A 23,305-nucleotide genomic window follows, 5' to 3' on the forward strand; every position below is an offset into this window, starting at 1 on the left:
GTTCTCCCGCTCGGGGAGCGAACCCTGCCCGTGGCCGCCCGCCGGTGAGCCGCCGTCCCCCGCTGCACGGCGCGCGACCTCGCCCGAGCACGGCCCGCCCACCGAGGTCGACGGCCGAGGTCGCCCGCCGAGCCGCGTGCCTCAGTCCCGTGCCGAACGCCGATACCGCAGGAACACCACACCGGAGCCGAACACGCGGGTGTCCGCCAACTGCAGGGACAACGGCGCGGGCAGCGTCGGGAAGTACGGCGTGCCGCCGCCCAGGATCACGGGATGGACGAACAGACGGAACTCGTCGATCAGGTCCTCGCGCAGGAAGCTCGCCGCGATGCCCGCACCGCCCAGATCCATATCGCCGCCCGGCAGCGCCTTGAGCCGCGCCACCTCCCCGGCAAGGTCGTCACGGACGAGCGTGCTGTTGTGCTCGACCTTCTCCAAGGTCCGGGAGAACACGACCTTCGGCGTGGCCAGCCAGATCCGGGCGAAGTCGGCTTCCTGACTGCTCGCCGTCGGGTCGTCGACGACCGAGGGCCAGTAGCCTGCCATGTCCTGGTACAGGCGGCGCCCGTACAGCGAGGTGTCCACGCCACGAGCCTGCTCGTTGTGGAACTCGTGCAGCTCGGCGTCGGGAAGACTCCAGGAGATGTCGCCGTCGGCGGACTCCATGAATCCGTCCAACGAGACCGACAACGAATAGACAACGTCGCGCATTTCTCATCCTTCCCAGCTGTGTAGGCGATACCCGGCACCGTGCCGGACTCTGAGACAGACCGGCGAGACGGCCGAAACTCACCGCGGTGGCGATGGTGTTCCTCGTCTCCTCGACACTCACCGTCGCACTCGAGATCCGATCGAGCCCCTCGGCCGCCGCCGGTACCGCTCGACGCCACCGCCGCCGACCAGGCCGCCCGCCGCGTCATGATCTTGTCGCGGCCACGGATCAAGCCTCCGGTAGGGTGGGGCGCCGCAGGTCGTGGACACGCCAGAGAAGGAGGTGCGAGTCATTACCACCAGATCAGGTCGGGTGCTCCCACCTCGCCGCCGGGCGGTCCACCCGGCGTAGCCGAGGTGAGCGACGCCCGTCGTCATCGGCGAAAGGCTCACTCACATGTCGGCTTCCCTCCTCACCCGTTCCGCGATCATCACCCGACTTCGCGCCGCAGGATGCGTCTTCGCCGAAGACGAGGCCGGACTGCTCGTCTCGGCAGCCGCCACCGCCGCCGAACTCACCGACATGGTGGAACAGCGGGCCGCCGGACTGCCACTGGAACACGTCCTGGGCTGGGCGGAGTTCCACGGCCTGCGCATCGCGGTGGACCCCGGCGTGTTCGTCCCCCGCCGACGCACCGAGTTCCTCGTCGGCCAGGCCGTCACGGTCGCCCACCACACACCAGGCCCGGCGGCGCCGAGCCCACCGGCGACCGTCGTGGTGGACCTGTGCTGCGGCTCGGGCGCGGTGGGCGCCGCCCTGCTGAGCGTGCTGGACCACGTCGACCTGCACGCGGTGGACGTGGAGCCCGCCGCAGTGGCCTGCGCCCGCCGCAACGTCGCCCAGGCCGGCGGCGGCCGAGTCCACCAGGGCGACCTGTACGCACCGCTGCCCGCGACACTGCGCGGCCGCGTCGACGTCCTGGTCGCCAACGTCCCCTACGTCCCCACCGAAGAGTTCGACCTGCTGCCGCCCGAGGCCCGCCTCCACGAGCCCCGGACGGCCCTGGACGGCGGCGCCGACGGACTCGACGTCCTGCGACGGGTGGCCGCCGCCGCCCCGCACTGGCTGGCACCACGCGGCGCCCTGCTGGTCGAGACGAGCCAACGGCAGGCACCCAGCGCCGTCGCCGCCTTCGCCGACCACGGCCTGATCCCCGAGGTCACGACCTCCGACGACCTCCACGCCACGGTCGTCATCGGACGACCGAGATCGTCATGACCGCAAGCCGAGCCGCCGACACCCCCGTGGATTCGCCCCGCCGCCCGCCGAGAGGACCCTCCGACGCGGAGGACCGAGTCGGTCTGCCCCGAGAACAGGCGTCGCCGATCGCGGGACCACGATGCCTGCGGCCCTCGGGACGACAACTCTCCGCTGCGGACGAAGGAGCCGACATGACCGCATCACCACCAGACGCACGCGGGATACACCTCGCAGGCCCACGACTGGTGCTGCGCGACTTCCTGGACTCCGACGTCGACGCCGTCCACGCCTTCGCAGGCGACCCGGAGGTCACCCGATTCACCGACTGGGGTCCCAACAGCCCCGAGGACAGCCGCGCGTTCGTGGCCGACGCCGTGGCACAGGCACGCGAGTCCTCCCGGACCGAGTTCAGCCTGGCCGCCGTGGACGTCACCTCCGGCGTGCTCATCGGATCGGCGGCCGTGGGAATCACCAGCCGGACCCATCGACAGGGCGAACTCGGCTACGTGGTCCACCGCGACCACTGGGGTCGCGGGCTGGCCACCGAGGCCACGACCATGCTGCTGACCTTCGGCTTCCACCGCCTGGGCCTGCGACGCATCGCCGCGACCTGCCACCCGGACAACATCGCCTCCGCGCGGGTACTGCAGAAGGCAGGGCTGCGCCCGGAAGGCAGACTGCGCAGCAACCTGCACGTCCGAGGAGCCTGGCGTGACTCGCTGCTCTTCGCCGCCCTCGACGACGACTGACCTCCCCACAGCACCGGACTGCCCGCCATACCGCCGCCCTTCGATCGAGGCACCGGCCGACGGGCGGCCACGGCGACCACGCATACGGGAGAGCCCAGTCGCCTCGTCACCACCGGCCGCCACCCCGGACGCCGGAATCAGCCGGGGCGCCGCCTGCTCGTGATGATCGTGTCGAGATTGGTGCGCGTCGCCGCCAGCGCACCGATCGCCTGGTCGATCCGATCACGCTGCTGCACCAGCCTGTCGACCGACTCCGGGCAGTCCGGCGTCAACAGTCCGTCGTCGTCGACGATGCACGGCAGCACCTCCACGATCTGCGCCGTGCTCAGACCGGCCGCGAGCAGAACCCTGATCCGCCCCACCAGCGCGACATCCTCATCGCGATAGACGCGATAACCGCTCAGACGGCGCTCGGGAGCCAGCAGACCCTGCTCCTCGTAATACCGCAATACGAGCTCACTGACGCCCGCGCGCCGCGCCAGCTCCCCGATCCGCATCACCACTCCAGGGTTGACTCTCACGTTGACGTGAAGGTTTAGCTTAGCCGGCATGACCTCCGTGACAGTCCTCGGACTCGGCCCCATGGGACACGCCCTAGCCGCAGCCTGCACCGCCGCCGACCACCCCACCACCGTGTGGAACCGCACCCCGGGCCGAGGAGCCGACCTCGACGCCGACGTCGCCGACACCGCCGCCGAGGCGATCAACGCCAGCCCGCTCGTCCTCGTGTGCGTGCGCGACTACACGGTGGCGCAGTCGATCCTCGACGTCGACGCCCTGCGGGGCCGCACCCTGGTCAACCTCAGCGGTGGCGCCCCCCGAGAGGCCCGTGCACTGGCCGCCTGGGCCCGCGATCACGACATCGACTACCTCGACGCCGTGATCGTGGCCACCCCCGACGCCATCGGCGCCCCCGGTGCCGCACTGTTCTTCAGCGGCCCGCAGGACGTCTACGCCAAACACCAGGCCGTCCTCGCCGCCCTCGGCGAGAACGGGATCTACCTCGGTGACGACGCCAGCCGGGCCGCCGGGTTCGACGCGGCCCTGCAAGACCTGTTCTGGACGGCCATGAGCGGCATCGTCCACGCCTTCGCCCTTGCCACCGCAGAGGGCATCAAGCCCGCCGACATCGCAGAACACGCCAAGGCGATGGTCGGGATGTTCCCCGATCTGATCGACCAGGTCTCCGACCAGGTCACCACCGGCAGCTTCCCCGGCGACGACGCCGCCATCACCACTGCGGCAGCAGCCATGGACCACATCCTCGACACCGTGCGGTCCCACGACCTGGACAACGGCGTGCTCAGCGCCGCCCGCGCCGAGGTACAACAGGCCATCGACGCCGGACACGGATCATCGGGCTACGCCCGGCTCGCCACCCGCTAGACCCGACACCCCCAACGCGCCCCCGACACCGGCCGTCGTGTCGTGATCCACCCACCGACCCCGCGGACACCCGCCCGTGTGCCGGCGTCTCGACGACGTCACACGGGCCGACCGCACGGACGACGTCACTCACACCGGCGGCCCGCGCAGACCTCCAGGCCCGCCTCGGCGACGACGAAGAAGAGACATCAGACCCGGCGCAGCGCCCCGCCAGACGACAGCACGTCAGAACGACACACCGTCGGGCAGCAGAACCCCCCGCTGCACCGGCATCTCCACCGGACCCGCATAGGCAGGCGCCGCCGCCCACACCCGAGTCTGCGCCTCCGCACGGCACGCCGCCTCGTCGACGGTGACCTGGGAGAACAACCGGTAGGCCTCGGTGATCACCCGACCGCTCACCCCCGGCGTCGAATCCCCGACCAGCATCAGCCCGGTCCCCAACCGAGGACAGAACGCCAAGAACGTCGTACACCCCCGGGTGCCGCCGCTGTGCAGGAACACCGTCTCCCCCGACGCGTTGACCCGCCGCGTCCAGTCCAGACACGACTCGTCACCCCCACGCGCCCGACCATGCGGCTCATGAGTACGCCACAACGCCCGCTCCAACACCGTGCGATGCGGCCGCAGGTGCGCGTCCAGATACCGCAGCAGATCCCCCGGCGTGGCACGCAGAACCCCGGCCGCCGCCAACACCCCCATCCGCCACGGCGGCACCCGCCTGCCCCCACGATGCCCCACCGCACTGAGCAGCTCCGGCCGGTCCCGCTCATCGACACACGTCTGCAGCAGACCCAACGGCAGACACACCCGCTCGATCACCAGCTGCCGAAAGTCCTGCCGCACCGCCCGCCCCAACAACACCCCGAGCAGACCCATCCCCAGATTCGAATAACGACAGGTCACCCCCGGCGTCCCCCGAGGAGTCAACCGACACAACGCGGCATGAAGATCCGCCAACCCGTACCCGGCGTACGGATTGGTGCTCCACGCCGACGCCGCCCGCCGATACAGATTGGCAGGCAGCCGAGGCAACGCGGCGGTGTGCGACGCCAACTGCCCGAGAGTGATCGCCGCCGTCGCAGGACGCAACCGCCCGGCATCAGGAAGATACGCACTGATCGGATCGTCGAACCCCACCTCACCGCGCTCCACCATGTCGGCGAACAGCACCCCCGTGAAGGTCTTGGTCACCGAGCCCAGCTCGAACAACGTCCGCGCGTCCACCGGCGGACGCCCCTCCCGGTCCAGCACGCCATGACACACCACCGACCGCCGGCCCCGGACCACCGTGCCGACCACCAACGCCCCACCCTGAAACGACCGCCGCAACACCGGCAGAGCCGCAGCAAGCCGTTCAGCAGGCCGAGGCGTCACAGCGCACCGACCCGCGTCGGGGCCGCAGGCACCTCCGCCAACGCCGCCATGCCCCGCGACACCAGCAGCGTCCCGGCGATCGCCGCCACCACCGTCGGGTGATAGAAGTTCCGAAACGCCTCCGCCATCGACTCCGGCGCAGGCACCGCACCATACGGAAGCAGCCCGTCCTCCCGCTGCGCCCCGGCCAGCGCCACCCACGCGGCCACCGGATAACTCGGCGCCTCCAGACACAGGTCCACCATCAACAGCTCACCGACCAGATCCCACTGCTCGGCCTCCCGGTACACCTCCACCCACGCGGGCAGCCACCGATGCAGATAGTTCTGCAACGGACTCGGCAGCTCCTTCGGGTGCGCACCCCAGTCGGTCAGATGGAACACCGTATGCGTCACCGCATAGGCAGTCATGAAGTCCACCGTCCACGGCTCCGACCGACCGCCCAACCACGTCCGCGCCGTCAACTCCACCCGATCCAACGTCTCCGGCAGACCGATCACCCGCTGAGCAGCGGCGATCGCCAGCAACCGATTGGGCACCTGCTCGATCACCTGAGTGAACCGCAACCCCGCCAGATGAACCAGCAGCTCGTCCAGCTCCGCATTCCGCCTGCCCGCCCGGACGAACGGCGCATAGGTCTCCAACGGATAGGTCTCCGCCGAACTCCGACGCTGCAACTCCAACAGCACCCGACCAGAGTCGAACTCACTCCACGCGAAGTCGATCAACTCCGGAGCGATCTGCGCCTCCCTGGTGCCCGTCACCGACTCCCGCACCGCCAACGACCCCGCCAACGCCAACTCACACAGCGGCTTCATCGACTCGCCGATGTCGATCTCGCTCACCGGCCCCCGAGGAATCCGAAAATGAGGACCGGCCGCGCTCAACCAGCCCAAGGCGGCACCCGCCACGTGATGGCCCAGCGCCACCAACTCCTTGTTCATCGTCGGCTCCCCTCCAGCATCCGACCCGCCACCACCACGTCCAGCGACACCCTCGGATCACCACCGGCCACCAGCTCCAGATGACGCAACACCGCAGACAGCGACAACTCCGACCCCGCACCATCCCCCGCCGCCAGCCACCGCGCCAACCGAGCCGCCGTCCGATGATCACGCCGCAGCATCGACCGCGTCACGCCACGTTCCAGATCCGCGGAGAACCGACGGGCATCCTCATGCAACGGGCAGTACACGCCGGGCAACGCCAACGTGGACAACCGGGCCATCACCGAACACCACGACACCCACCCCGGCTGCCTGCCGAACCCGGCCCCGACCTCCACCGGCCAGGACACCTCCAACCCCGCCACACCCAACGAGGTCAACGCCCTGGCAGCCAGCCAGTCCCGCACCTTCGGGATCGCAGGCAGCTCCCGATCCACGCTCAACACCGGAAACGCCCGAACACTCGCAAGCACCAGCTCCACATCGGCACGACTCGGCCGACGCCCACCCAGCAGATGCGGCGCCATCGCATCCATCCCCAGCACCCGGATCGCCGCCAGCCCACCGCCGTCCTCCGACGACACCACCAACTCACTGAGCGTGAACGCGTCGTCCGGGCCCCGCAGGGCCCGGACGACGCTCTCAGCCAGTGCGTCCGTCAACGCCGTCAGGCGCACACGGGGTGACGGCTCCATCTCAAGCTGAGACACCGTTTCGGCTTCCTCTCCCCTCGGCGGTCCCTGTCAGCTGCGCGGCGCCGTCGGTTCCTTCGGCACGCCGTGGGACAGAGCCAGGAGGAGACCCAGCAGCAGAAGCCCCGCCGCCTTCGGCTCGAACAGCGGCGGGTCGGCGACCTGAAGTTCTACTTCCTCCATCAGCTCGGTCACCGCCCGAATCTCTTCGGCACTGGGGGCGATCGGTGTCCTGGTGGTGTCGAACGTCCGCATCGTTCCTCCTCGAAAACTTCCCGGCCCACAGGTTTTGTGGATGGAGTCACGTTAGACACCGATCCGAGATCAAAGAAAGCACCGGAGAACGAGGTGCACGGAATTGATGAATGTCATTTAACGAAAACATCACTGCAGGTCAGAGGATCAACTACGCCACGGAGATCGCCAACTGGCGACCGGTTGCCGAGAAGTTCCTGTTCGCCAGGAACACGACGTCCGCCGATCCCCACGACCCCGCCGACGACGAAAGATCCAGCCCCGCATTCCCTAGGCCGAGGACGCCGAACCACCCCCCGAGCCAATTGCGACTCACCGTCACTGAATTGCCGGAGAAGCGGCAGCCTTACCACCCTAAAGAATGAGATTACGAGAGCGGCGAGATGCGCGCAGTCGCCGACCCGCCCCATGCTGGATCATGAGACGGTGACCGACCACCCCACCACGCTGCCCGAAGACCGCCTCCCCGCCCCCGTCCAGACCGCCCTCCGCCACCGAACAGACCGCAGCGTCCTGGTCGACCACCGCGCCCTCGCCACCGTCCGAGCCCGCTTCGACACCGAACAGGCCGACGCCCTCACCCGCTACCTCGAAGCCTCCCAGTCACCCAACACCCTGCGCGCCTACCGCACCGACTGGGTCGCCTGGTCCGCCTGGTGCACCCGCGAGAACCGACAGGCACTCCCCGCCGACCCCGTCGACCTCGCCGTCTACCTCGCCCTCGCCGCCGACACCCGCCGCGACGGCACCGACCCGCCCCGTTGGGCCTTCAGCCCAGCCACCCTGGACCGCAAGGCCGCCGCCATCGCCGCCGTCCACGCCGCCAACGGCCTGCCCTCCCCCACCCGCGCCGACGTCGTCCGACTCACCCTCCGCGGCATCCGCCGCGCCCGCCGCGCCAGACCCGCCCGCAAACGCCCCATACTCCTGCACACCCTCGAAGCACTCCTCGCCGAACGACCCCCCGCGACCTGGCCCGGCGGCGTCACCCGCCGCCGCGACGCCCTCCTCCTGCTCGTCGGCTTCGCAGGCGCCCTCCGCCGCAGCGAACTCGCCGCCCTCACCTTCGCCGACATCGCCACCGAGACCGACCCCGCCACCGGCGAACCCCTGCTCATCGTCCACCTCGGCGTCACCAAGACCGACACCACCGCCACCGCACACCACCAGGTCGTCCTCCCCCGAGGAGCCCGACCACACACCTGCCCCGTCTGCGCCTTCGCCGACTGGACCGAACTCGTCGAGACCCACCGACGCGGCGGCCAGGACGCCGTCCGAACCCTCCTCGACACCCCCGGCCCGGACGACCGCGTACACCGCTGCCACCGCTTCACCCCCGCCACCGCCCTGCACGACCTCGCAACCCCCCTGCTGCCCGCCGTCAACCGCCACGGCGGACTCGCCGACCGCCCCCTGTCCGGCCGAGCAGTGTCCGAACTGGTCAAACGCTATGCACTCCGCGCAGGCCTCGACCCCGACCTGTTCGGCGGCCACTCCCTCCGCGCAGGCTTCGCCACCCAGGCAGCCCTCGGCGGAGCAGGCGACCGCGAGATCATGCGCCAAGGCCGCTGGTCCAACCCCCGCACCGTGCACCGCTACATCCGCGTCGCCAACCCCCTCGACGACAACGCCGTCACCCGCCTCGGGCTCTGACAACCACGAAGTCCCCACACCACCAAGCGCCGTGACCACCGGGCAGACACTCGCCGCAGGCGGGTCCGTGGCACTCTCCGACGCCGCGCCCAGCGGGCGACGGAGGACCCGCCCGCCGACACGACGCTCAGGCTCCCCACGAACCGCCGCGACACCTCATACACCCACCGCCGCACCCCGGAACGTCATCCGATACGCCGTCGGCGAGACCCCCACCACGGCCTGCAGGTGCTGCCGCATCGACGTCGCCGTCCCGAAGCCCGAGGCCGAGGCGATCTGATCCACCGACAGGTCCGTCTCCTCCAACAGCCGCCGCGCGGCCTCCACCCGCTGCTGAGTCAGCCACTGCACCGGCGAGATCCCCACCTCCTCCCGGAACCGCCGGGTGAACGTCCGCACACTCATCGACCCCTGAGCCGCCAACTCCCGCAACGTCAACGGCCGATCCAACCGCTCCAACGCCCACGTACGAGCCGGACCGGTCGACGAGGACCGCGACGGGGGAACCGGCCTGCGAATGAACTGCGCCTGCCCGCCCTCCCGATGCGGCGACACCACCGTTCCCCTGGCGACCTCGTTCGCCACCGCGGCACCGTGATCACAGCGGATCATGTACAGGCACAGATCGATCCCCGAGGCCACCCCGGCCGCCGTCAGGACGCCGTCGTCATCGGTGTAGAGAACGTCAGGATCCAACTCCACCGCAGGGAACATCTCCCGGAACATGTCACACGACCGCCAATGCGTCGTCGCCCGCCGACCGTCGAGCAGACCCGCCGCCGCCAGCACGAACGAACCCGTGCAGATCGACGCGATCCGCGTGCCCGGCCGGACGCTCGCCAACGCCGCCGCCAGCGGAGCACTGATCCGGCCGCCCTCGGCAGGCCCGTAATCCTCGTCCGAAGCAGGAACGACCACCGTGTCGGCTACCGCCAGCACCGAGGCGTCCCGCGCGACGGCGATGGTGAAATCGGCATCCGTTCGAACATCACCCGGTACGACAGCGCAGGTCACGACCTCGTACAGGCGCTCACCCTCGGCTGAGACGGCCTGCCCGAACAGTCGATGGACGATCCCCAGCTCCATCGACAACAGACCTGGACGCACCAACACGGCGACCAGGTGCCGAGCGGGATGACTCTCGCGTTGCATGGCCCGATTCTTTCACATGATGGCCATCAGGCCACTCGTCTCGCCGGGCCCGCAGCGGCAGAGTCGCTGTCGTGACCACGGCGGCACCGCTGTCGCAGTCACGGCGCCAGCCCCGGGCCCGCTCATGCGGGCCGGAGTGCCACCAGCCCGACGACGACAGGAGACGAGTCCATGAAGGTGCTGTGGATCTTCGCCCACCCCGAACCCCGGTCCCTCAACGGCGCACTCCGCGACGAGGGACTCCGCACCCTCACCGCACTCGGACATGAACACCGCCAGTCCGACCTCTACGCCATGGGCTGGAACCCCGTCGTCGACGCCGCCGACTTCGATCACGACCCGACCAGCCGACTCGTCGTAGGCTCCACCTCCCGACGGGCCTTCGAGAATCGAACACTCAGCGCCGACATCCGCCTCGAACAGGAGAAGCTCGACTGGGCCGACGTAGTCATCGTGCACTTCCCGCTCTGGTGGTACGGCATGCCCGCGATCCTCAAGGGCTGGTTCGACCGGGTCTTCGTCAAGGGCTTCGCCTACGGAGTCCGCGAGCCAGGGCCCGACGGCCGCACCCTCCGGTACGGCGAGGGCAGGATGGCAGGCAAGCGAGCGATGATCATCACCAGCGCAGGCTCCGGCGAGGCCGCCCTCGGCCCTCGCGGCGTCAACGGCGATCTCGACGAACTCCTGTTCCCGATCCAGCACGGCACGCTCTGGTACATCGGCCTGTCGGTGCTGCCGCCGCTGGCCGTCTACGGGGCGGACCGTCTTCCCGACGCGGAGTACGCCCACGCCGCAGCCGAGCTGCGGGAACGCCTCCGCACCCTGGCCACGGCCACGCCGATCCCGTTCCGCCGCCAGAACCACGGCGACTACGACAACGGTGTCCTGCGCCCCGATCTGGCAGCGGGACGCCAAGGGCTGAGCGTGCACCAGTCGGCGTGACGGCGTTCCTTCTTCCCTGGCCTGACATCGCCCATGTCAGGCCAGGGAAGAACGACGTCACGGGTGCGGCTCGGTGGGTCTGGGCGGTTTTTGGTTTGTTGTTTATTGAGTATTGCCTTTAGTTGACACTGAAGTGATAGATCATTTCGAGTTAAAGCAGGTCGAACAGCCTCGGCCTGCTAGCTCGGCGCCGGGGATTCCGGGCATGGACCGAACCCGGTGCTCAGCGCGCGGATTCTCACTCGGAGGTTCCCCGATGCCGAGGCAGTGCCCTCGACACCTCAGTCGGACAGGACCTTGTCGATCTCCTCCAGTTCGGCGGCCCCAGGAATCCAACCCCGGGACGCGGCGTTGACCTCGACCTGCTCCGGGGTGGTCGCACCGGCGATCACCGAGGGCACGTCCGGCTGGGCCAGGAGCCAGCCGATCGCCAGTTCGATGACGGAACGCCGGTGTCGAGCGGCGACGTCAAGCAGACGATCCACTCTGGCGAGGTTCTCCGCGCTCGCCAGCTGTGCGAACCCGGGAACGACCGCCAGCCGCGACCCCTCGGGGAGATCGTCGCGTCCGTTGTACTTCCCGGTCAGCAGTCCCGAGGCCAGGGGGAAATAGGGCACGACGCCCAGCCCCGCCCGACGGGCGGCAGGCACGACCTGCTCCTCCACCTCCCGCGCCAGCAGGTTCCACTCCATCTGCACGCCTCGTAACGGGAAGCCGTCATGATGGGCCGCCGCCGCCACGGTCGCGTCGATCCGCGCGGCGTCGACGTTGGCGAGGGCGAAATGCAGTACCTTTCCTGCGGCGAACAGCGCCTGAAACGCCTCCAGCATCTCCTCCACCGGCGCTTGCGGGTCCGGGGCGTGCTGGTAGTAGACGTCGATGCGGTCCGTTCCCAGTCTGCGCAGGCTCCGTTCGGCCGCGTCGGTGATCCATGCGGACAGCTCTCCCGATCGGTAGGTGTCCGCCGGTTCACGCCACCGGTACTTGGTCGCGATCACCGCATCGTCACGGCGTGCACCCAGGGCCGCGCCGAGATACTCCTCGGACGTGCCGCCGCCATACACCTCGGCGGTGTCGAAGTGGTTGATGCCCAGGTCCAGGGCGGTGCCGACGACAGCGGCCGCCTGTCCGGCGTCGATCTTCGTCCCGAAGTTGTTGCACCCCAATCCCACTTCCGAGACCAGGGGGCCGGATACTCCGAGCGCGCGAAAATCCATTCATCAACCTTTCCTCGTGAGAGAGCGATGCCTCGATCGCCCTGTGCAGCGCAACATCGCTCACACGCCCTGGCACACTGCGTCAGGGGGCGGACGGGGTCCCGATCGGTGTGGACCGGACCCTGCTGGTCTTCGACGTCGCACCGCTGATCGGCCGTCAACGTGCCAGTTGATCATAACCCGCTCCCGTTGTAGCAGGCGTGGAGCTCCGTCGTCAGGTTCGACTCCTGAGGACCCGAACCGAGCGAAATCCGAGACGGTGCCCGACCGCTTCACAACGCACCGTTGAGCGCCCTTCCGGATCGATCCTGATCAACTGTCAGCGGCCCGTCGCGCCGAACGCCACGGTGGTGGTGATCGAGCCGCACGTGGCAGCCATCGCGATCGATCTGCTCATGCTGAGGTGCTTCGGCGGCAGGGAACGGACCGGCCGGGCTGACCGAAGACTGCTCCGCAGCGCGGTTCCTCTGGCATCGGGACGAACTGTGCTGGACCTGGACGGGCGACTGGAGCTCGGGCGGAGTGCCCGAGAACGAGACCTGTGTCCCTACCGGACCGGGGGAACATCCTTGCTGAGCACGTCGATGGCGTGCTGTCGGTGCTCCGCGAAGAGCCGCACCGCGGTCACGGCGTCTCCGGTGCGCAGGGCCGCCACGAGGTCGGCGTGCTCGCCGGGAAGGTGCTCCAGATAGCCGACGCTGTTGGCACGGATCCGATTGATCAGGAAGAGGTGCACCTGGCAGCGGATGGCCTCCCACGCCTGGTGCACGCGGCGATGACCGCTTGCGAGGTAGATCGCGTCGTGGAAGGCGATGTCACAGGCTGCCATCTCGTATTCGTCCTCGGCGCGCTCCATGCGACGCGCGGCAGCCTCGACGGCCGCCAGATCGTCCTGGCTCGCCTCTCGGGCCACCAGCCCCACCGCCAGGTTCTCCAGTGCACCGCGCAGGCTGTCGAGCTCGGCGATGTCGTCGGCGGAGAGCTCGGTGACGGTGGCACCGCGATGCCAGGCGCTGCGCACCAACCCTTCGGCCTCCAGGCGCATCAACGCCTCGCGCACCGGGCCCCGACTCACCTCCAGTTCGGCGGACAGGTTCGCCTCTCGCAGCTGAGTTCCGGGCGGATAGGAGCCGTCGAAGATCGCGTCGCGCACCCGGTCGGCAACTTCGTCGGCCAGGCCCCTGCGGCGTGCGGGCGCCACCCGTGTCGGTTCACTCATCGCATTCCACCCTCCTCAATGTCCTAATGTTAACATTAGGACATTGAGGGTCAGGCTGGCCCGTGCCCAAGCGACACCGAGAAGACAAGGAGCATCCGACGATGACCGTGCTCGACTCGCCGATCCCCCGCTTCCACCTGGCCATGCCGGTGGACGATCTGGACGCTGCCCGCCACTTCTACGGCGAAGTGCTGGGCCTGAACCAGGGACGTTCCAGCGACACCTGGATCGACTGGGATCTGCAGGGCCACCAGTTCGTGACCCACCTCGCCCCCGAACGGCAGAAGCGCATCCACAACCCCGTCGACGGCCACGACGTGCCGGTCCCCCACTTCGGGCTGATCCTGACCGTGGCCAGGTTCCAAGAGCTCGCCGAGCGCCTCCGAGCCGCGAACACCGACTTCGTCATCGAGCCCTATGTCCGTTTCCAAGGCCGACCCGGGGAGCAGTGGACGATGTTCCTGCTCGACCCGGCAGGCAACGCCCTGGAGTTCAAGGCCTTCGCCGACGACTCCCAGGTGTTCGCAGCGTGAGCCGACTTCGGCGGAGGCCGGGGCTGTCCACTCGCACCAAGCGGAGGAGTCGATCATGAAGGTGTTCCAGATCGGTGCTGCCGGGGGCGTAGGCAGGCGGCTGGCCTGCCTGCTCGTTCAGCGCGGAGACCAGGTCAGCGGCATGTACCGTCGGCCAGAGCAGGCCGACACCGTGCATGACTCCGGCGCCGCGCCGATCGCAGGGGACCTGATCTCCGACACGGTCGAACAACTGGCCGAGAAGATGATCGGCCACGACGCGGTGGCCTTCTCCGCCAGAGCTCACGGCACCGACATGGACCAGACCACCGCCATCGACGGTACGGGTTTGCAGAAGGCCGCCCAGGCCGCCGAGCACGCCGGGGCGAAGCGGTTCGTCCTGGTCTCCGTGTTCCCCGAGGCGCTGCGCGGGGCCGCAGAGCCCTCTGCGGGGTTCGAGCACTACGCCGCCGCGAAGAAGGAGGCAGACGCCTACCTGGCTGGCACCGGGTTGGACTGGGTGATCGTTCGTCCGGGCACGTTGACCCACGAACAGGGCACCGGCCTGGTCACCGCCGGACCTGCCGTCGTCTATGGCGACGTGCCCCGTGATGACGTGGCCGCATTCATCGCCGGGGCCCTGTCCGAACCCGAGGTGAATCGCCAGATCGTGGAGTTGACCCGTGGCGAGGAACCGATCGGGCGGGCCGTGAGCAGGCTGGCCGATCAGCCTCGCGCCTGAGAGCCTGTTTCTGATCCTCCTCCGTCGTACGCGGTGATCAGCGTGGCTGAGCTGCCAGACGGAGGAGAGAGCCATGGTGACCGACGACAACGCCGCAGATCGCCACGCCGGCCCCGCGCAACAGGAAGCGGGGATCGAGAACGCGCGCTAAGAGGTGATCCCGGCCGGACCGCCGCTCAGGCCGTCCGGCCGGGAACCACTGCGTCCACGCTTCGAGCGAGCAGCACGGCCGACAGCAGCCCGGGGAAACGCTCTTCCAGGTCTTCGGTGCGCAATCGGCTCATGCGGGAAGTGCCCTCGTAGTACTGACGGATGATCCCGGCCTCCCGCAGTACCCGGAAGTGATGGGTCGATGTCGACTTGCTCACCGGAAGCTCGAAGGCGATGCAGGCCATGTCGTCGTGGCCCTGCCCCAGGTCGTGCACGATGCGCAGCCGGATCGGGTCGGCCAGCGCGCTGAGCACGTCCTCCAGGCTGATCTGAGCGGTCTCGGGGTGCTCCAGCTGTCGCCCCTGGGTAGCGCGGGCGGTCTTGTCCATGCTCCGACCTCCTTCCCTGCGGCTCACCTCACAATGTACGAGCACTGTCGTAGTTTGACAAGCAGCGTAGTACGACACGTACCGTACAAAGGGTCGGTCCCCGACTGGCACCTCAGACCGTCTATACGAAGGAACGATTGTGAGCACCCTGTTCACCCCGCTGACGCTGCGGGGACTGGTGATTCCCAACCGGGCCTGGATGTCCCCGATGTGCATGTACTCCGCAGACGCCCAAGGCCCCGACACTGGCGCGCCGACCGACTTCCACCTGGCGCACCTGGCCGACCGCGCGGCCGGTGGCCTCGGCATGGTCATGGTCGAGGCCACCGGAGTGTGCCCCGACGGCCGGATCAGCCCGTGGGACCTGGGCCTGTGGAACGACCGCCAGCAGGACGCGTTCGCGCGCATCACCGCAGCCATCCGCGCCCACGGCTCGGTACCTGCCATCCAGCTCGCGCACGCCGGCCGCAAGGCCTCGGTCGACAAGCCCTGGCTCGGCAACCGGCCCGTCACTCCGGCTGACGGCGGATGGACCACGGTCGGCCCCGGCGACGAGCCCTTCCACGACCACCCCGCGCCCACCGCACTGACCGTCGATGAGATCCAGCAGCTCGTGCGCGACTTCCGTGCATCGGCGAAGCGGGCACTCGCCGCCGGGTTCCAGATCGTGGAGGTGCACGGCGCCCACGGCTACCTGCTCAACTCCTTCCTCTCCCCCGCCACCAACCACCGCACCGACGCCTACGGCGGCAGCGTGGAGGACCGCATGCGGTTCCCGCTGGAGGTCGTCGACGCCGTACGCGAGGTCTGGCCTGAGCACCTCCCGGTGTTCTTCCGCACCTCCGCGACGGACTGGCTCTCCGAGAACCAGGACGATGCCGGGGAGGGCTGGACCGGCGAGGACACGGTGCGACTCGCCAAGGAGCTCCAGGCCAGGGGCGTGGACCTGCTCGACGTGTCCACCGGCGGCCTGGTCCACGACGCCGCCATCCCTGCCGCGCCCGGCTACCAGGTCCCCTTCGCCGAACAGGTGCGTCAGGAGACCGGCATGCCCACCGCTGCGGTGGGCCTGATCCTGGAACCCGCCCAGGCCGAGGAGATCCTGTCCTCCGGTCGCAGCGACGCCGTGTTCCTGGGGCGACAGCTCCTCCGCGAGCCCTACTGGGCACACCGCGCCGCCGAGGAACTGGGCAAGGACTCCTCCTGGCCCGAGCAGTACGGCTACGCGGTCAGGCGCAGCAAGCAACAGGACTGACACTGCTTAAGTGCCCACCATGAGCAACGGACAGGGCAAGACCGTCATCATCACCGGCTCCTCGTCGGGATCGGCGCGGCCGCCGCCAGGGCGCCTGCCGCCACCCTGCGCCCTGGACGGCATCGCCGTGTCCGCGCGCAGGCCCGGTAGGTCCCTGAATCCGCACCGTTGGAATCGGGCCGACGTCGGTGAGCGGGGGCCTGCCCGTGACCACTGCGGCACGACCCCCGCAACACCGGCTGCGGACAGAAATTCGGGCGCACATCCGGTCGCATTGCGCGTCGTCGGGCTTGCGGCCGTCAGCCCGGCGAACGACAAGCCTGTCCGGGACATGCTCATGCCTCCGGACAGGCATGGTCGCCTTTCCCGCGACGGGACCCGCCTCGCCGACCTGGTGGATCGACGGCACGCACGCAGATCCAGAACGGTCGCCCCCGCTGAGGCGTCTGGTGCGGCCGGTTCGTCGGCAGGCAGGCGCGCTGACGTCATCGCTGCGCCGCGTCTTCCTGGCGGGGTTTGTTTTTGTGTTTCGGATGGATTCTTTTCAATTGACACTGAAACAATGGAGGTAATCGTAACCGGAAGGCGCGTGGATATCACGTATCGCAGCAGGCCCGGTCACGGACCGGTGGAGCCGCCGATCACGGCGTCGGTCTCCTCGCCGACCTTCTTGTCCGCGCGTTCGGCGGGCAGCAGGGCGGAGAGGTCTCCGTTGTTGTCGTTCACCCTGATCACGAACGGCCGCAGGGCCGTGTAACGCACGACGCTCAGTGACGCTGGATCGACCACGATGCGCTGGAAGCCGTCCAGATGGGTGCACAGCGCATCGGCGAGGATCGCCTTGATCACGTCCCCATGGCTGCACGCCAGCCACACCGCGTCGGCGCCGTGTTCCGCGGTGATCCTCCTGTCGTGCTCCCGGATCGCCTCGACGGCTCTGGTCTGCACCTGGGCGAGCCCTTCCCCTTCCGGGAACACCGCGGCCGAGGGGTGCTGCTGCACGACCGACCAGAGGTCTTCCTTCGCGAGGTCGGTGAGCGATCGTCCGGTCCAGGCCCCGTAGTCGACCTCGGCCAGCCGGGGTTCGATGATCGGCTCGACGTCCCGGTCGCCGAGCAACGGCCGCAGCGTGTCCTGGCAGCGCTGCAACGGAGACGTGACCACCCCGACCAGCGGGACGTCCGCGAGTCTGGCGACCAACTCGGTGGCCTGACCTGCACCGACCTCGTGCAGCCCGACACCGGGGGTCCGGCCCGCGAGCACACCCGCCCCGTTCGCGGTGGACCGGGCGTGCCGAAGCAGGATCACAGTGGCCATGACACAAGCCTACTGACGCGCCGGTTCTCCCGACGGGTCCGGCAGGCCCGCGCGGTCCGACCTCCCTGGCTACGCAGGCATTCGGCACGCGGCCGTGCGCACGACCAGGACGCCGTCGATCAGTCGGCGTCGCCGAAGGTGCCGCTCTCGTAGACGCCGATGGTCCGGACGACCACGGCGCGTTCCTCGGGAGACAACGGCTCGAACGCCGCCCGCCAGGCGTCGGCGCCGCCGGCGAGCCAGCCCTCGATCGCCGAACGGGTCTCCTCGTCGTCGGTGATCGAGACGATCGTGCGCCTGCCGTCGTCGGGGTCGGCACGCCGTTGGAGCACGCCCTGCTTCGTCAGGTCGCTGACCATCAGGCTGACCGTCGTCGGAGCGACCTCCAGACAGGCGGCGAGCCGACTGACCGGAGTCGGGCCGTCGAGCAGCAGGTATGACAGCAATGAGAGGTGCCGAGGGGCGAGGGTGAAGGACCGGAGTCGCTCGGGGACGCTGATTCGCTTGAGCCGCGCCGCGACCCTGGGCATCAGCAACAGCATGGCCCGGATCGCCTCGTCCAAGCTCAGGCCGGGGGCTGCGGGCTGCTCCGTCGACATCCGGCGTCCTGTCCTCCTGTGCACGACGTCTGTTCGGGTCGGCCCACGCTACCGGACCGGCGAGGACATTCCGTGCGGCCGATCATCGTGACCGCCGCACGCCGTGCCGACTGCCGACGCCACCGGCAAACACGAACGGGGGTCGACACCAGGTATCGACCCCCGTTCACGATGCCACGTCAACCGGCGCTGATCACCCCGGTCGCGAGCAGACCGAGCAGCAGCACGCCGAGAGCGATCCGGTACCAGACGAACAGGTACACGCTGTGCCGCTCCACGTACTTCATCAGCCACGCGATGATCGCGTAGCCGACCGCGCCCGCCACCAGCGTCGCGACCAGCATCTGAGCCCCGGACGGTTGCAGACCGGGCCCGCCTGTCTCGAACACCTCCGGCAGTTCGGACAGCCCGGAGGCCACCACTGCCGGAATGGCGAGCAGGAAGGAGAATCGCACCGCTGTCGGCCGGTCCAGCCCGAGGAACAGGCCGGCCGTGATGGTCCCGCCGGACCGAGACACTCCGGGAATCAGCGCCATCGACTGGGCGAAGCCCATGATGATGCCGTCCTTGAGCGTCAGTTGGCTCATCGTCCTGCGCTGCCTGCCCAGGTACTCGGCGAGTCCGAGGAAGATGCCGAACACGATGAGCATGGTGGCGATGAGCCACAGATTCCGTGCGGTGGTGCGGATCTGATCAGCGAAGAGCAGTCCCAGCACACCGATCGGAATGGTGCCGATCACCACGTACCACGCCAGCTTGTAGTCGGGCGTCTGTCGCAAGCTGCGGTCACGGAAACCCCGCAACCACACCATGAACAGGCGGCCGATGTCCTTGGCGAAGTAGATCAACACCGCCGCCTCGGTACCCAGCTGGGTGACGGCGGTGAAGGAGGCGCCTGCGTCCTCCCTGAAGAAAAGCTCCGAGACGATCCGAAGATGCCCGGAGGAGGAGACCGGAAGAAATTCCGTCAGACCCTGGACCAGTCCGAGGACCAGGGCTTCCATCCACGTCACTAACTCACTCCTGCAAGGTCAAGAGCCTCGACGGCAAGACGAAGGGTTTCGACTCCCCGCGTCGGATCTTGCAGCATCGGAACGACGGACAAGGTGGTGACCCCCACCTGGGAGAAGGCCTGCATCCGGTCTGCTATCCGCTCGACGGGACCCAGCAGGGCGATCGAGTCCAGGAACTCCACCGGCAGGGCGGCCATCGCCCCGGCGTAGTCCCGCTCCAGATAGAGCCGCTGCACCTCCTCGGCCGCCGCACCGAACCCCATGCGCATCGCGAGGTCCTTGTAGAAGTTCTGCCTTCGGCTGCCCATGCCCCCGACGTAGAGCGCGGCATAGCCGCGGATCGCGTCGGCGCACACCCGCCAGTCCTCGCCAGGACAGACCGGCACGGAGGGCACCACGTCGAAGCCGTTCAGATCCCGGCCCGCACGGGCTCGACCGACGCTCAGGTGCCCGAGCTGCTCCCCCGCATGCTCCGGCGAGAGGAACACCGCCAGCCAGCCGTCGGCGATCTCCCCCGCCAGCTCGGTGTTCTTCGGGCCGATGCTCGCCAGGTACACCGGGATGTCCTCGCGCACCGGGTGCACGGTCAGCTTGAGTGCGGCTCCCGGACCGTCCGGAAGCGGCAGCCGATAGTGCTCGCCCTCGTAGCGCAGCCGCCCGCGTCCCAGTGCCGTACGGACGATCTCCACGTATTCGCGGGTCCGGCCCAGTGGCTTGGCGAACCGGACACCGTGCCAGCCCTCCGACACCTGCGGCCCGGACACGCCGAGGCCGAGCCGGAAGCGCCCCTGCGACAAAGTATCCAGCGTCGCGGCGGTCATCGCGGTGGCGGCAGGCGTCCGTGCCGGAATCTGCATGACGGCGCTGCCGAGCCCGATCCGGGTGGTCTGCGCGCCGATCCACGACAACACACTCGGTGCGTCCGACCCGTAGGCCTCCGCCACCCAGACCACGTCGTACCCGAGCCGGTCCGCCTCCACGGCCAGCTCCAGGTTGTGGTGATCGTTGCCCATTCCCCAGTACCCGAGATTCAGCCCAAGTCGCACCCACCGAACCCTACCGGCGGGTAACCAGCGGGAACAGTCCACGCTCCGGCGAGTCTGTCGCGATCCCTCCTCGGCTCCCGCCTTGGGTTGCCGAGGGCACCTCGGCGACCGGAACACTCAGCCCCGGGCGGCCCGGATTCGACGGTCGAACGGCCCACGATCGGCCAAGTGATGCGCATCACAATCCCTTTGCCGCGCCTTTGTCGACCATTGTCCACGGTGTCCGTTTCCAATCTCTCCTGGATGGACGGCCGGAGTGATTACAATCGCCTTATGGTTAATACATCTGGGGGAAAGAAACTGCCCGATACGGCGATGAGAATGACTCGGCGTCGACTCTTCGGGTTAGGCGCGGCCGCCACCGCCGGACTCGCCTTCGCCTCACTTGCCGCCGCAGCACCCGTGGCGGGACAGACCGCTCCACCAGGGATGACGCCGCGATCCGACCGCCCCGCCGACGCCACAGCAGCCTGGCGACTCCTATCCGAGGGAAATGCCCGGTTCGTTCGGGGAAAACCGCAGCATCCCCATCAGGATGAAGCCTGGCGCGATTCTCTCATCGAAGGTCAGAACCCGTTCGTGACGGTACTGGGCTGCGCGGATTCGCGAGTCCCCCCGGAGGTCCTCTTCGACCGAGGATTCGGTGATCTCTTCACCGTCCGCTCGGCAGGCGAGGTTCTCGACGACGCGGTGGTCGGCAGCATCGAGTACGGCGTCGAACACGTCGGGACCCCGCTCGTGGCGATCCTCGGCCACGCCCAGTGCGGAGCAGTGGCCGCCGCGATCGACACCGTGAACGGCGAAGGACACCTGGAGGGCGACATCAGCTCCCTGGTGCGCGACGTGGAGGCCTCCGTCCGTGCGACCCCCGCCGACTCCGACGCCGACGCCTTCCTCGCGGCCTGCGTGGCGACCCAGGCACGCCGGGTGGCGACGATGCTCCTGGAGCGGTCCGAGATAGTCCGCGACGCCGTCGAGCACCACGGCGTGCAGGTCGTCACGGCCGTCTACGAACTGGAGACAGGCCAGGTCAACCGACTCGACTGACCATGGGGACGACCCCGGTGTGCAGGCAGGCAGCGCCGGGGTCCACCATCCGCGGAGGGCGGCCCCTCGGGCCTCGAGCATCGGAGTGGATGAGGGATGCTGGACAGATGCGACCAGCTCCGCCCTCGATCAGGCCCGCCCGATCAGTCAAGACCACCGCCGCACCGCGTCGGCTCGTCTCGGCTCTGACTGCCGGCACGGCCCTGCTGACCGGCTGTTCCTTCGGCATGGCGGACGAGATCGTCGGCGACGACCCGCTGCCAGTCTCGGCCACGGCAGGCCCGGCGGACTCGCCCGACCAGACCGGTACGCCTGCGGGAGAGGTGCTCCCCCTCGACGACGGCGTCGTCACCGCCCTGCATTTCGACGCCTCGAGCAGGACGCTCACCGCCGCGCTTCCCGACCCGCCGCGTCTGCTGCTGCACGACCTCGACGACCTCGAGGCCGAGTCGCGCGAGATCGCGCTCCCCGGACCGGCCACGAGCCTCGAGCCCGCCGAGGACGGCGGCCTGCAGGCCCCGATCCCCGATGCGGAGACACTCGTGCGGGTCGATCTCGACACCGGCACGGCCGAGGAGGCTCCGCTGGCCCCCGCAGCGGTCTCGACCGCCGAGTCGGCCGGGACGACGATCCTGGCGCACCAGGAGGGCACGGTCGGGCTCCTCGACGAGGCGGGCGACCATCGGGAGGTCCCCGGCTTCGCGGGCGTCACCGACGTCCTCACGGTCGGCGACACCGTCTTCGCCCTCGATCGGGTGGAGAGTTCCCTGGTCGAGGTGAATCTGCCGGAGACTCGGCGAGGGCTGGCCCTGCGCGCGGGCGAGGGCGCCACGAACGCCGTCGTCGACCGATTCGACCGGGTCATCGTCACCGAGACTCGATCCGGTGAGCTGCTGGTGTTCTCCACAGACCCGTTCCTGCTCAGGCAGCGCTATCCCGTCCCTGGCGGCCCCTATGCGGTGGCCTACGACGAGCAGCGCGACCTGGCCTGGGTGACGCTGACCGAGACCAACGAACTGGTCGGCTACGACGTCGCGGGCGGGGAGCCGGTCGAACGCCACCGCTTCCCGAGCGTGGGCCAACCGAACTCCGTCACCGTGGATCAGGACACCGGAACAGTGGTGGTGGGCTCCGCCACCGGAGAAGGGATACAGGTGGTGCGTCCGTGAGCGACGAGGCCGTCATCGAGGGAGACTGGGAGTATCGGCCGCTGCGCCTGCCGCCGGGTGTCTCCCGGCGCACCGCAGCCGTCCAACTCGCCATCCACGCCGAATTCGCGGGCTGGGAACTGGCCCGCGTGCTGCTGTTCGGCGACGGCACCCGCAAGGTCTGGCTACGGCGGCGACGCAGCGCAGTGGGAATTCCCGGCCTGTTCACCTGAGGCGGCCTCGCGGTGGCCTGGCCGCACCGCACCTGGTCTCCCCTGCCGAGGCGGCCCGTCGGAAGGCTTGGGGCGGACGAACGGTTCGAGTGCAGGCGGAGCCCGACGATGGCGGCGAGGTCGATCTCACGCTCGGGTGCCACACCCGCACGGTGGTGCACGGTCTCCCGTGGGGACGACACAGTGCAAGGCCCGCGCACGCACCCGCGCCGGCACGGTGTCGACACCGCCGCACGAGAAGCTGCCTGAACCGCGCCCTGGCCTGTGCGGCGCATCGCCGGGTGGGCGGCTCACTGCCCACAAGCAGGCGTCTTCTCGACCGAGGCATGGCGCTCGTCCGCAGGAATGGCCGA

At 69.1% G+C, this 23,305-nt stretch carries 25 protein-coding genes; 11 read left to right on the forward strand and 14 right to left on the reverse strand.

The window, feature by feature from the left end; genetic code table 11:
- Positions 1-141 precede the first annotated feature (141 nt).
- Complete coding sequence (locus tag UA75_RS16085; RefSeq protein WP_075740932.1) at positions 142-711, reverse strand: dihydrofolate reductase family protein; 570 nt, start codon at positions 709-711, stop codon at positions 142-144.
- Between the two features lie 397 nt (positions 712-1,108).
- On the opposite strand from UA75_RS16085, the gene UA75_RS16090 reads away from it, so the two are divergent.
- Both UA75_RS16090 and UA75_RS16095 read left to right on the forward strand, forming a co-directional pair.
- Positions 1,109-1,930 carry a putative protein N(5)-glutamine methyltransferase gene (locus tag UA75_RS16090; protein ID WP_075740933.1) on the forward strand — a complete coding sequence of 274 codons (822 nt, stop codon included), beginning with the start codon at positions 1,109-1,111 and terminating at the stop codon, positions 1,928-1,930.
- Between the two features lie 173 nt (positions 1,931-2,103).
- Positions 2,104-2,661, forward strand: coding sequence for a GNAT family N-acetyltransferase (locus tag UA75_RS16095; protein WP_075740934.1), 558 nt, complete (start codon positions 2,104-2,106; stop codon positions 2,659-2,661).
- Between the two features lie 137 nt (positions 2,662-2,798).
- Here the strand turns inward: UA75_RS16095 and UA75_RS16100 are convergent, their stop codons facing one another.
- Positions 2,799-3,158, reverse strand: a complete 360-nt coding sequence (locus tag UA75_RS16100; RefSeq protein WP_075743874.1) for a MerR family transcriptional regulator — start codon at positions 3,156-3,158, stop codon at positions 2,799-2,801.
- 52 nt (positions 3,159-3,210) lie between these two features.
- On the opposite strand from UA75_RS16100, the gene UA75_RS16105 reads away from it, so the two are divergent.
- Positions 3,211-4,047 carry an NAD(P)-dependent oxidoreductase gene (locus UA75_RS16105; protein WP_075740935.1) on the forward strand — a complete coding sequence of 279 codons (837 nt, stop codon included), beginning with the start codon at positions 3,211-3,213 and terminating at the stop codon, positions 4,045-4,047.
- A gap of 225 nt (positions 4,048-4,272) precedes the next feature.
- On the opposite strand, the gene UA75_RS16110 is transcribed toward UA75_RS16105, so the two are convergent.
- From UA75_RS16110 to UA75_RS16125, 4 genes are all read right to left on the reverse strand, one after another.
- Positions 4,273-5,349 (reverse strand): serine hydrolase domain-containing protein, encoded by a 1,077-nt coding sequence (locus tag UA75_RS16110; protein WP_075740936.1) that lies wholly within the window; start codon positions 5,347-5,349, stop codon positions 4,273-4,275.
- A gap of 71 nt (positions 5,350-5,420) precedes the next feature.
- Positions 5,421-6,368 (reverse strand): DUF6895 family protein, encoded by a 948-nt coding sequence (locus tag UA75_RS33905; protein ID WP_075740937.1) that lies wholly within the window; start codon positions 6,366-6,368, stop codon positions 5,421-5,423.
- A complete protein-coding gene (locus tag UA75_RS16120) occupies positions 6,365-7,081 on the reverse strand; it encodes a hypothetical protein (protein WP_157434215.1) in 717 nt (238 codons plus the stop codon). The genes UA75_RS33905 and UA75_RS16120 overlap by 4 nt, the downstream gene beginning before the upstream one ends.
- 33 nt (positions 7,082-7,114) lie before the next feature.
- Positions 7,115-7,318, reverse strand: coding sequence for a hypothetical protein (locus UA75_RS16125; RefSeq protein WP_075740939.1), 204 nt, complete (start codon positions 7,316-7,318; stop codon positions 7,115-7,117).
- 426 nt (positions 7,319-7,744) lie between these two features.
- On the opposite strand from UA75_RS16125, the gene UA75_RS16130 reads away from it, so the two are divergent.
- Positions 7,745-8,971, forward strand: coding sequence for a site-specific integrase (locus UA75_RS16130; RefSeq protein ID WP_232251211.1), 1,227 nt, complete (start codon positions 7,745-7,747; stop codon positions 8,969-8,971).
- 156 nt (positions 8,972-9,127) lie between these two features.
- Here UA75_RS16130 and UA75_RS16135 read toward each other — a convergent pair whose 3' ends face one another.
- Positions 9,128-10,123 carry a GlxA family transcriptional regulator gene (locus UA75_RS16135; protein ID WP_075740941.1) on the reverse strand — a complete coding sequence of 332 codons (996 nt, stop codon included), beginning with the start codon at positions 10,121-10,123 and terminating at the stop codon, positions 9,128-9,130.
- 171 nt (positions 10,124-10,294) lie between these two features.
- Between UA75_RS16135 and UA75_RS16140 the strand changes: the two genes are divergently transcribed.
- On the forward strand, positions 10,295-11,065 hold the full coding sequence (locus UA75_RS16140) for an NAD(P)H-dependent oxidoreductase (protein WP_075740942.1): 771 nt from the start codon (positions 10,295-10,297) through the stop codon (positions 11,063-11,065).
- 281 nt (positions 11,066-11,346) lie between these two features.
- Here UA75_RS16140 and UA75_RS16145 read toward each other — a convergent pair whose 3' ends face one another.
- Both UA75_RS16145 and UA75_RS16150 read right to left on the reverse strand, forming a co-directional pair.
- Positions 11,347-12,282, reverse strand: a complete 936-nt coding sequence (locus UA75_RS16145) for an aldo/keto reductase (protein ID WP_075740943.1) — start codon at positions 12,280-12,282, stop codon at positions 11,347-11,349.
- A gap of 547 nt (positions 12,283-12,829) precedes the next feature.
- Positions 12,830-13,501 (reverse strand): GntR family transcriptional regulator, encoded by a 672-nt coding sequence (locus tag UA75_RS16150; protein ID WP_075740944.1) that lies wholly within the window; start codon positions 13,499-13,501, stop codon positions 12,830-12,832.
- 101 nt (positions 13,502-13,602) lie between these two features.
- Here UA75_RS16150 and UA75_RS16155 point away from each other — a divergent pair, with 101 nt between their 5' ends.
- A complete protein-coding gene (locus UA75_RS16155) occupies positions 13,603-14,034 on the forward strand; it encodes a VOC family protein (RefSeq protein WP_075743875.1) in 432 nt (143 codons plus the stop codon).
- Positions 14,035-14,089: 55 nt separating this feature from the next.
- Positions 14,090-14,755, forward strand: a complete 666-nt coding sequence (locus UA75_RS16160) for an NAD(P)H-binding protein (protein WP_075740945.1) — start codon at positions 14,090-14,092, stop codon at positions 14,753-14,755.
- 176 nt (positions 14,756-14,931) lie between these two features.
- On the opposite strand, the gene UA75_RS16165 is transcribed toward UA75_RS16160, so the two are convergent.
- Positions 14,932-15,294, reverse strand: coding sequence for an ArsR/SmtB family transcription factor (locus UA75_RS16165; RefSeq protein WP_075740946.1), 363 nt, complete (start codon positions 15,292-15,294; stop codon positions 14,932-14,934).
- Between the two features lie 139 nt (positions 15,295-15,433).
- Between UA75_RS16165 and UA75_RS16170 the strand changes: the two genes are divergently transcribed.
- Positions 15,434-16,549 (forward strand): NADH:flavin oxidoreductase/NADH oxidase, encoded by a 1,116-nt coding sequence (locus UA75_RS16170; protein ID WP_075740947.1) that lies wholly within the window; start codon positions 15,434-15,436, stop codon positions 16,547-16,549.
- A gap of 618 nt (positions 16,550-17,167) precedes the next feature.
- Here the strand turns inward: UA75_RS16170 and UA75_RS16175 are convergent.
- From UA75_RS16175 to UA75_RS16190, 4 genes are all read right to left on the reverse strand, one after another.
- The gene (locus UA75_RS16175) at positions 17,168-17,866 is read right to left on the reverse strand and encodes a histidine phosphatase family protein (RefSeq protein WP_075740948.1); all 699 of its coding nucleotides are present in this window, start codon (positions 17,864-17,866) and stop codon (positions 17,168-17,170) included.
- 119 nt (positions 17,867-17,985) lie between these two features.
- On the reverse strand, positions 17,986-18,465 hold the full coding sequence (locus UA75_RS16180) for a MarR family winged helix-turn-helix transcriptional regulator (RefSeq protein WP_075740949.1): 480 nt from the start codon (positions 18,463-18,465) through the stop codon (positions 17,986-17,988).
- A gap of 179 nt (positions 18,466-18,644) precedes the next feature.
- Positions 18,645-19,478, reverse strand: coding sequence for an undecaprenyl-diphosphate phosphatase (locus UA75_RS16185; protein WP_232251212.1), 834 nt, complete (start codon positions 19,476-19,478; stop codon positions 18,645-18,647).
- Entirely contained in the window at positions 19,478-20,524 is a 1,047-nt protein-coding gene (locus UA75_RS16190) for an LLM class F420-dependent oxidoreductase (RefSeq protein ID WP_075740950.1), read from the reverse strand. The genes UA75_RS16185 and UA75_RS16190 overlap by 1 nt, the downstream gene beginning before the upstream one ends.
- Before the next feature lie 579 nt (positions 20,525-21,103).
- Here UA75_RS16190 and UA75_RS33910 point away from each other — a divergent pair.
- From UA75_RS33910 to UA75_RS16205, 3 genes are all read left to right on the forward strand, one after another.
- Positions 21,104-21,571, forward strand: coding sequence for a carbonic anhydrase (locus UA75_RS33910; protein WP_198044148.1), 468 nt, complete (start codon positions 21,104-21,106; stop codon positions 21,569-21,571).
- A 107-nt stretch (positions 21,572-21,678) separates the two neighbouring features.
- Positions 21,679-22,740, forward strand: coding sequence for a YncE family protein (locus UA75_RS16200; RefSeq protein ID WP_075740952.1), 1,062 nt, complete (start codon positions 21,679-21,681; stop codon positions 22,738-22,740).
- Positions 22,737-22,952, forward strand: coding sequence for a DUF5703 family protein (locus UA75_RS16205; RefSeq protein ID WP_075740953.1), 216 nt, complete (start codon positions 22,737-22,739; stop codon positions 22,950-22,952). The genes UA75_RS16200 and UA75_RS16205 overlap by 4 nt, the downstream gene beginning before the upstream one ends.
- Positions 22,953-23,305 lie beyond the last annotated feature (353 nt).

The sequence above is a fragment of the Actinoalloteichus sp. GBA129-24 genome (genome assembly GCF_001941645.1).
In the GTDB taxonomy this organism is placed as follows: domain Bacteria; phylum Actinomycetota; class Actinomycetes; order Mycobacteriales; family Pseudonocardiaceae; genus Actinoalloteichus_A; species Actinoalloteichus_A fjordicus.